The sequence below is a fragment of the Kitasatospora putterlickiae genome, from assembly GCF_039527695.1.
GTDB lineage: Bacteria > Actinomycetota > Actinomycetes > Streptomycetales > Streptomycetaceae > Kitasatospora > Kitasatospora putterlickiae.
In genome coordinates this window covers 1-8202 of sequence record NZ_BAAAKJ010000547.1, presented here as the reverse complement: position 1 = coordinate 8202, position 8202 = coordinate 1, and the positions used below count along the sequence as shown (strand labels likewise).

Below are 8202 nucleotides of genomic sequence, written 5' to 3'. Positions count from 1 at the left end.
CCCGGCGGGCACCGCGCGCTCGGCGGGACCTGCGGGCCCGCCGGGGGCCCGCGCTGCGCCCGCCGTCCGACGAGCGCCCGCGCCGCTACGGCATCGACGTCCGCACCACCGCACCCCCCGCGGTCTCCCGCGCCTCCTTCAGCACCGACGACCCCGCCCGGCTCTCCCCCGGCCAGGTCTGGGCGCACGCCCGGAGCTGGACCCCGGAGGAGTGCGACTCGTACGCCCGCACCGCATGCTGACCGCCCTGCGCGCCTCGGTGGCGTCACAGGCCCGACCGGGCGCGCGCAACGAGGACTTCGCCCTGGCCGCCGACGACGTGGCGGTCCTGCTGGACGGCGCGGGACTTCCCGCCGCCCTGGACACCGGGTGCGTCCACGGAGTGCCGTGGTTCGTGCGCACGCTCGGCACCGCGCTGCACCGCCGGGCCGTCGACCGGCGCACCGGCCTCCGCGAGTGCCTGGCCGCGGCGATCCGCCAGACCGCGCGGACCCACGCCGCCACCTGCGACCTGGGCAGTCCGTTCACCCCCTCGGCCACGGTCACCGTCGCCAGGGCCGCCGCCGACCGGCTGGAGTGGGTGGTGCTCGCGGACTCCACGCTCGCCCTCCGGCTGGCGACCGGGGTCAGGACGGTCGCGGACCACCGGGTTTCGGAGGTCACCACGGCTCAGCACCGGGCGATGGCCGGGGAGCTGGCGTCGCTGTCGCCGGGCGAGCGCGCCATCGCCTCCGCGCGCGCCCAGCGTCCGACGATGAACACGGCCACCGGCTACTGGGCCGCCGCGGCCGATCCGGAGGCGGCCCGAGAGGCCCTGGTCGGCGCGGTTCCGCTCGGGGAGGTCCGGGCCGCCGCCCTGCTCAGCGACGGCGCCGCCCGGGCGGCCGACGACTTCGGCGTCCTGAGCTGGACCGGGCTGCTGACCGGGCTTGAGCGCCACGGACCCCGCCACCTCATCGCCCGCACCCGGGAACTGGAGCTCACCGATCCGGAGTGCCGCCGCTGGCCCCGCGCCAAGTGCCACGACGACGCGACCGCCGTGCTGCTGGTGCCCCGGTCGACGGCCGGGTGATCGTCGCGTTGACAGCCGACGGGCGGGGTGCTCTGATGGGGCGCGTGCGGCGTGGCGCCGGCCAAAGAGACTTGGGCCGGCCGGCGATCGGGCCGGCACCCGAGTTCGAGGGACGACGCGTGATGAGCATCTACTCCGCTCCCCTTTTCTGACCCTTCCCGCGCGGCCACGGCCGAGGCGGTGGCCGCTCCACCATGTTCGGAGATCCACACAGACGCATGCCCATGTCTTCTTCGTCATTCGATTCATCCGGTTCTTCTGATGTCACCCCTTCACCCGATTCGTTCAACCAGACCGTCATCGAGGAGTTCCGCGCCAACGGCGGTCGGGTCGGCGGGCCCTTCGAGGGCGGCGACCTGCTGCTGTTGACCACCGTGGGCGTCCGCAGCGGCCGCGAGCACACGGTGCCGCTCGGATTCGTGCGGGCGGAGGGCCTGCTGCTGGTCGTCGCCTCCGCGGCCGGGGCGGCCGAGGACCCGCAGTGGTACCGCAACCTGCTCGCCCGCCCGGTGGTGCGGGTGGAACTCGGCGAGGAGGCGTTCGACGCGATCGCCGTCCCGGCCGAAGGCGCGCGGCGGGACCGGCTCTTCGCCGCCGTCGTCCGGGCCGCGCCCGGGTACGGGGACTACCAGCGGCACACCGAACGGGTCCTGCCGGTGGTGGTGCTGGAGCACACCGGGGCCGACGTGCCGCCGCGCGAGATCGCCGGCCTGGCGGACAGGATCCTGGAGGCGCACGACTGGCTGCGCGCCCAGTTGCGGCACCTCCGGGCCGAGACCGAGGCGCACTTCGCCGACGGCGGCGGCGCGCGCGTTCCCTCGCTCGGCCTCCAGATCCGCCAGCACTGCCTGGCGTTCTGCCAGGGGCTGACCGCCCATCACAGCGGTGAGGACCGGGGCGTCTTCCCTGCACTGGCCCGCAGCCATCCGCAGCTGCGCGGCGTCCTGGAGCGGCTGGCCGAGGAGCACCGGACGCTGTCCGGGCTGAAGGACGGGCTCGCCGCGCTGGTGGCCGGCATCGGCACGGCCGAGCCCGGGGCGTTCCGGGCCGAGCTGGCCCGGATGACGGCCGCGCTGGAGGCCCATCTCGCCCACGAGGAACGGGAACTGCTGCCCGCGCTCGCCGGGATCCCGTTCCCGCCGGCCCCGGCACCGGCACCCGCGACGGCACCCTCGCCGGCTCCGGAGCCGTCCCCGGAACCGTCGCCGACGGCGGCGCCGCACCGCTGAGCGGACGGGCCCGCCGACCCCGGCCCGGGCCTGTTCGGGGCCTGGGCGAACCGCTCCTGGCGGCCGCTCAGACCTGGGCGGAGAAGACCGGGAGGTAGCCACCCGAGTGGCCGGCGGCCTTGGGGTGGTAGCTCTCGTCGACCGGCAGGGTGGCGCTGTTCAGCCAGGTGGTGCTGGAGCCGCAGATCTCGTGCTCGCGGAAGACCGAGCGGACGTCGCCGAAGGCGAAGCCCGCGTTGGCGGCGCGCTTGGCGAGGACGTCGTCGAGCACGTCGGCGGCCCCGTTGATGGCGGCCCGCTTGGTGTCGCCGATGCCGAGGATGCAGCTGCCGCCGACCTTGTACATGTGCGGGTAGCCGAGCACCACGACGCGGGCGTTCGGCGCCTTGGAGCGGATCGCCGAGTAGACCCTGTCCAGCTGGCCGGGCAGGGTGTTGGTGGCGTAGTTCTTCGCGGTGGCGACCGCGTTGAGGCAGGCGCTCTCGGAGTCCAGGACGCACGTCTGCATCGTGTTCGCGAAGCCCGCGTCGTTGCCGCCGACGCTGATGCTGACCAGCGTGGTGGTGGAACTCAGGGCGGCGATCTGGCTGTTGACCACGTCACCGGTTCTCGCCCCGGAACAGGCGACGAACTTGAAGGACGTCGGCGCGTGCGCGTTCCTCCACAGGTAGGCGTACGCGTTGGTGCTGCGCTTGCAGCCCCCGCTCTCCGCCGTGTAGCCGCCGGCACCGAGGCCGGAGGAGTACGAGTCGCCGAGTGCGACGTAGTTGACGCCGGCGGCGTGGGCCGGACCGGCGGTGGCCAGCGTGGTGAGGGAGAGGAGGGCCGCGGTGACGGCGACGGACATGGCTCGGGCAGGGCGGGGCATGAGACCTCCTGGCAGTGACGTGCGTCACGGAATTTGATACCAGGCGGTAGCTAACGTGTGAAGTTGTCATGCCAAGTCAATTGACGAAAAGTCTGACAACGCCGCGATGAACGCGCCCTTTCTCACTACGGGCGACGGGGTGAGCGCCGGTGGTCACCGGACGGAACGTCACCCGGTCGGAGCAGGCCCGGTCAACCGGGCGTGTCGCCGGAGACGACGACCTCCAGCTCGAAGCCCTGGCGGTCGATCAGGTGCACCGCCTCACCGGTGTCCACCCGGACGGTCCAGCCGGCGGCGAGCGCGGCGGCCACCGCCACCCGGTCGCCGTGCACGGCGAGGTGGTTGAGGCCGGCCCGCAGGCGCTGGTGCCCGCCCGGCAGCATCGCCGGCGATCGCTCGATCACCAGGTAGGCGTCACCGAGCCGCCAACTGCGGCCGCTCGGCCAGTGCTGGAACGGCTCGCACCCGAGCGCGAGCAGCACCGGGCCCCACTGCGCCTCGGCGACCGCGAGGTCGTCCGTCCACAGCTCGACGTGGTGGAACAGGCCCCGGGAGCGGGGCGGGCCGCCCGCGCTCACCGGTCGCCGGGCCGGTCCGACGGCCGGTCCGACGGGCGGTCCGCCGGACGGTGCGTCAGGTGGTTCGCCCAGTGGTCCGGAAGTTGGCCGGGAGTGCGGTCGGACAGGCGGTCGGGCAGGCGGTCCGCCGGGTCGCCAGCCGGTCCGGACAATCCGGCGGGCGGGGTCCCGGGGAACACCTCGCAGCCGTCGACCGGCAGTTCCTCGATCGTCTCGTTGGCCGCCGCGGGCACGCCGAGCCACCGGACGGCGGTCGTCACCGCCGCCCGCGCCTGGCGCAGTCCGGGCGTGCCCCAGCCGAGCAGCTCGACGGCGAGGCCCGGCGCCACCAGCAGCCGCCGGTAGTGCCGCCCCGAGGCCGGGTCGGGCGCGCTGGGGCCGACCGCCCGCAGCGCGGCGGCCATCCGGACCCGGGCGCACTCGTTCCCGCCGTTGGCCGACCCGACCCGGTCGTAGAGGTAGCCGAGGTAGTACGCCGTGCCGATCAGGGCCTGCGCCTCCTCGCCCGCCTCACGGGCCAGCGCCGAGCCGGGATCGCCGGAGTCCTCCGGCTCCAGCGAACCGCCGGGCAGCGAGACGATGCCGTCCCTGGGGTTGACCAGCGTCAGCACCCGGCCGTCGGGCGCGAACAGCCAGCCCCAGGACTGCTTGACCACGAGCCCGGGAGGCACCCGCTCATCCGGCCGCCACGGCCACCCCGCGGTGGGACGCCGGCGCACCCGGCCGAGCAGTTCGGCGATCTCCGCGCTGTACTCGATCCGGCTCATGCGTCCCCCTTTCGGTGTCGGGCTCGCCGGACCGACGGTGCGCGGGGACGTTCACGGTGCGCGGTTCGGGGCCGAACGGGCGGGCACGGCGGCGTGGGGCACCGGCCGTTCCCACTGTTGATCTTCCCCGAAATCTTCCCCGAACAGGCGGTCGATGAACAGTCCCCAGCGCCGCTTGGTGGACACCGCGGACCGAACGCCCTGGTCAGTCCCGGTCAGCCCAGGGACCCACCTCCGTCCTCCGGCGCGAACGGCGGGGGCGTAGCGGGCGGCACGGGCGGGGCGGGGAGCGGGAAGCCCGGCAGCGGGACGGCGGCCGGCGGGAAGGGCAGCCCGCGTCCGACGTCGTCGGCCAGCTCGTCCAGCACCTCGCGGACGGACATCGGCCGCAGCCGCCCGCCGCGCAGCGCCCAGCCGAGCACCACCTGCCCGCCGGGCACCGCCGGATCCCCGTGCAGCACCATCGCCCCGGTGCCGCCGGCGGCCAGCCCCGCCGCCAGCGTCACGCAGAACGCCTCGCCGTCCCGCCCGCCCGTGCCCGAGCGGCCGCGCTCCACCAGGAGGTCGGTCGCCGAGGTCAGCTCCTCGCCGTGCTCGGGGCCGTGGCAGCGGACGGTCAGCAGGTGGAGCCCGTCACCGGCGCCCGCAGCCACGGCCGAGCGGACCTCGACCGCGTGCCGGAGCACCGCCACCAGCCGCCGCTCCCCCGGCGGCCCCTCGCCGACCGCCTCCAGCAGCGCCGCCATCGCGATGGAGATCCGCACCCTGGCCAGGTGGTCGCCGGCCAGCTCCGGCAGCAGCACGGCCAGCCGCTGCCCGGCGTAGACGAACGGCTCCCCGGCCAGCTCGGGATCGGCCGCGTACGCGACCCGGGCCGCCGCGTCCCCCGGGTCGAAGCCGAGCACCGCGCAGAACTCCTCGTAGTCCGGCGGGTCCAGCATCCGCAGGTGGACCTCGATGCCGTGCGCGCCCAGCGCCCGGAGCTGGACCGCCACCCGCCGCAGGTAGCTGCGGAACGACAGCCCGCCGAACAGCCCGTACCCCGCGAGGTCGGCGAAGTCGGCGGCGTCCACGCCACCGGCCTCGGCGCGGATGTTGATCAGCGCCTCGCGGGCGTCGTACTCGCCCGACAGGAGGGTGCGGACCTCCNNNCCCCGCGCGGCCGGCCCCGCCGCCACCCGCGCGGGCCGTCTCCACCCGCGCCGCCCGGAGGCCGCCCACCGGCACCCCTCATCCCCGGCCCACCGGGCCCGGGCCGCCGCTGCCCGACGCGCCCGCTCCGCATCCCGTCCCGCACGCCCATCACGTCGTCCTTCCCCTCGTCGACACCCGCCGCACCGGCCCCACGAGCCCCCTGGCTCCCGGCGATCGCGACCATACACACCGTCACCGACAATCCACCGAACGCGACCTCCGCAGGCCGCACGGGCGGTCGCCACCCGCCACACCCACCTCCCGCCGCATCGACACCGCGAGCCGCTTGACTCCCAGCGATCGCGAACATACACACGGTCACTGACAATCGGTGCGGTCAGACCGCCGCAAGCGATCGAAGACCGGGCGGGGCGAAGGAGTGCCACCCCGTGCACGACCCGGCGGGGCGGCCCGGCGGAGCAGGGGGGAATCCCGTTCCGGGCCGGGTTGTCAGTGGCGCCCGTTATGGTCGGGGACCATGCGACTGCTGCATACCTCCGACTGGCACCTGGGGCGATCGTTCCACCGGGAGAGCCTGCACGACGCCCAGCGCGCGTTCCTGGACCACCTGGTGGCGGTGGTCCGGGACGAAGGCGTGGACGCCGTGCTGGTCGCCGGTGACGTGTACGACCGCGCGCTGCCCGGGCTGGAGGCGGTCACGCTGTTCGACGACGTGCTGCACCGGCTGGCCGACCTGGGCGTGCCGACGGTGTTCATCAGCGGCAACCACGACTCCGCCCGCCGCCTGGGCGTCGGCGCGGGGCTCATCGGCCGGGCCGGCGTCCACCTGCGGACCGACCCCGGCGAGTGCGCCGAGCCCGTGGTGCTGGCCGACGAGCACGGGCCGGTCGCGGTCTACGGACTGCCGTACCTGGAGCCGACGCTGGTCCGGGAGCGGTTCGGCCTGGCGCGCGGCGGCCACGCGGCGGTGCTCGGCGCGGCGATGGACCAGGTCAGGGCCGACCTCGCGGCCCGCCCGGCCGGCACCCGCGCGGTGGTGCTGGCGCACGCCTTCGTCACCGGCGGCGAGCCCAGCGACAGCGAGCGCGACATCGCGGTGGGCGGAGTCGCGGCCGTCCCCGCCGGTGTCTTCGACGGCGTGCACTACGCCGCGCTCGGCCACCTGCACGGCTGCCAGACGCTGGCCCCGCACCTGCGCTACAGCGGCTCCCCGCTCGCCTACTCCTTCTCCGAGCACGAGCACCGCAAGAGCATGTGGCTGGTCGACCTCGCGGCGGACGGCACGGTCGCCGCCGAGCGGGTGTACTGCCCGGTGCCCCGCCCGCTGGCCCGGCTGCGCGGCCGGCTCGACGAGCTGCTCACCGACGAGCGGTACACCTCCGACGAGCGCTCCTGGGTGCAGGCCACCCTCACCGACCCGAGCCGCCCGAGCGAACCGATGGAGCGGCTGCGCCGCCGCTTCCCGCACACCCTCCAGCTGCTCTTCGAACCGGAGGAGACCACCACCGACGCCTCCGCCTCCTACGCCGCCCGGGTCGGCGGACGGACGGACCTGGAGATCGCCGAGGGCTTCCTGCGGCACGTCCGCCCGGGCGCCGAGCCGGACGCGGAGGAGCTGGACTGGCTGCGCGAGGGCTTCGAGCGCGTCCGGCAGACCACCGACCGGAAGGCGGAGCTGCCCCGATGAGACTCCACCGGCTGACCGTGACCGCGTTCGGCCCGTTCGCGGGCAGCGAGACGGTCGACTTCGACGCGCTGGCCGCCGGCGGCCTCTTCCTGCTGCGCGGCGCCACCGGCGCGGGCAAGAGCAGCGTGCTGGACGCGGTCTGCTACGCCCTCTACGGCGAGGTGCCCGGCACCCGCCGGACCAACCGGCTGCGCAGCGACCACGCCGCACCGGACCGGCTGACCGCCGTCCGGCTGGAGCTGACCCTGGGCGGGCGGCGGCTGGAGATCACCCGCGTCCCGGAGCAGCCCCGGCCGAAGAAGGTCGGCAAGGGCATGACGGTCGAGCGCGCGCAGACGCTGCTGCGCGAGTGGGCGCCCGACGGCGCGGGCACCGGTGACGGCGCGCCGGGCTGGCGGGCGGTCAGCAAGTCGCACCAGGAGGCCGGGGAGGAGATCCACCGGCTGATCGGCATGAGCCGGGACCAGTTCTGCCAGGTGGTGCTGCTGCCGCAGGGCGACTTCGCGCGGTTCCTGCGGGCGGACTCGGAGGAGCGGGGCAAGCTGCTGCGCCGGCTGTTCGACACCGAGCGGTTCCAGTCCGTGGAGGCCTGGCTGGCCGAGCAGCGCCGGACCCACGAGGCCGCCGTGCAGGCGGGGCGCCGCCGGCTGCGGGACCTGGCGAGCAAGGCGGAGCAGGCGGCCGGTCCGGGCACCGAGCCGGACGCGGGCCGGGTGCCCGGCGAGGACGGGACCGGTCCGGAGGGCGACCTCACCATGGAGGTGCTGGGCTGGGCGGCCGTGCTGCGCGGTGGCGCGGCCGAGCGGCTGCCCGCCGCCGGGGCCGCGCTGGCCGGCGCGGAGGAGG

At 75.4% G+C, this 8202-nt stretch carries 8 protein-coding genes and 1 pseudogene; 5 read left to right on the top strand and 4 right to left on the bottom strand.

Annotation, left to right across the window (positions count from 1 at the left end; translation table 11 throughout):
* The 3 genes from ABD308_RS39150 to ABD308_RS39140 form a co-directional block, all read left to right on the top strand.
* The coding region (locus ABD308_RS39150; protein WP_344345862.1) for a hypothetical protein at window positions 1–242 on the top strand (242 nt) is incomplete at its 5' end.
* The gene (locus ABD308_RS39145; protein WP_344345860.1) at window positions 236–1072 is read left to right on the top strand and encodes a protein phosphatase 2C domain-containing protein; all 837 of its coding nucleotides are present in this window, start codon (window positions 236–238) and stop codon (window positions 1070–1072) included. The genes ABD308_RS39150 and ABD308_RS39145, both read left to right, overlap by 7 nt.
* A 224-nt stretch (window positions 1073–1296) precedes the next feature.
* Window positions 1297–2301, top strand: coding sequence for a nitroreductase/quinone reductase family protein (locus ABD308_RS39140; protein ID WP_344345858.1), 1005 nt, complete (start codon window positions 1297–1299; stop codon window positions 2299–2301).
* Window positions 2302–2368: 67 nt separating this feature from the next.
* Here the strand turns inward: ABD308_RS39140 and ABD308_RS39135 are convergent, their stop codons facing one another.
* The 4 genes and pseudogenes from ABD308_RS39135 to ABD308_RS39120 all read right to left on the bottom strand — a co-directional run.
* Window positions 2369–3169: an SGNH/GDSL hydrolase family protein gene (locus ABD308_RS39135; RefSeq protein ID WP_425554970.1), complete on the bottom strand. Its 801-nt coding sequence runs from the start codon at window positions 3167–3169 to the stop codon at window positions 2369–2371.
* Window positions 3170–3360: 191 nt separating this feature from the next.
* A complete protein-coding gene (locus ABD308_RS39130; RefSeq protein ID WP_344345856.1) occupies window positions 3361–3747 on the bottom strand; it encodes a VOC family protein in 387 nt (128 codons plus the stop codon).
* Complete coding sequence (locus tag ABD308_RS39125) at window positions 3744–4514, bottom strand: NUDIX hydrolase (RefSeq protein WP_344345854.1); 771 nt, start codon at window positions 4512–4514, stop codon at window positions 3744–3746. The genes ABD308_RS39130 and ABD308_RS39125 overlap by 4 nt, the downstream gene beginning before the upstream one ends.
* Window positions 4515–5563: 1049 nt before the next feature.
* A pseudogene (locus tag ABD308_RS39120) lies at window positions 5564–5662 on the bottom strand (PCRF domain-containing protein); the annotation flags it as partial.
* A gap of 524 nt (window positions 5663–6186) precedes the next feature.
* On the opposite strand from ABD308_RS39120, the gene ABD308_RS39115 reads away from it, so the two are divergent.
* Together ABD308_RS39115 and ABD308_RS39110 are read left to right on the top strand one after the other, a co-directional pair.
* Complete coding sequence (locus ABD308_RS39115) at window positions 6187–7356, top strand: exonuclease SbcCD subunit D (protein ID WP_344345852.1); 1170 nt, start codon at window positions 6187–6189, stop codon at window positions 7354–7356.
* The coding region (locus ABD308_RS39110; protein ID WP_344345850.1) for an AAA family ATPase at window positions 7353–8202 on the top strand (850 nt) is incomplete at its 3' end. The genes ABD308_RS39115 and ABD308_RS39110, both read left to right, overlap by 4 nt.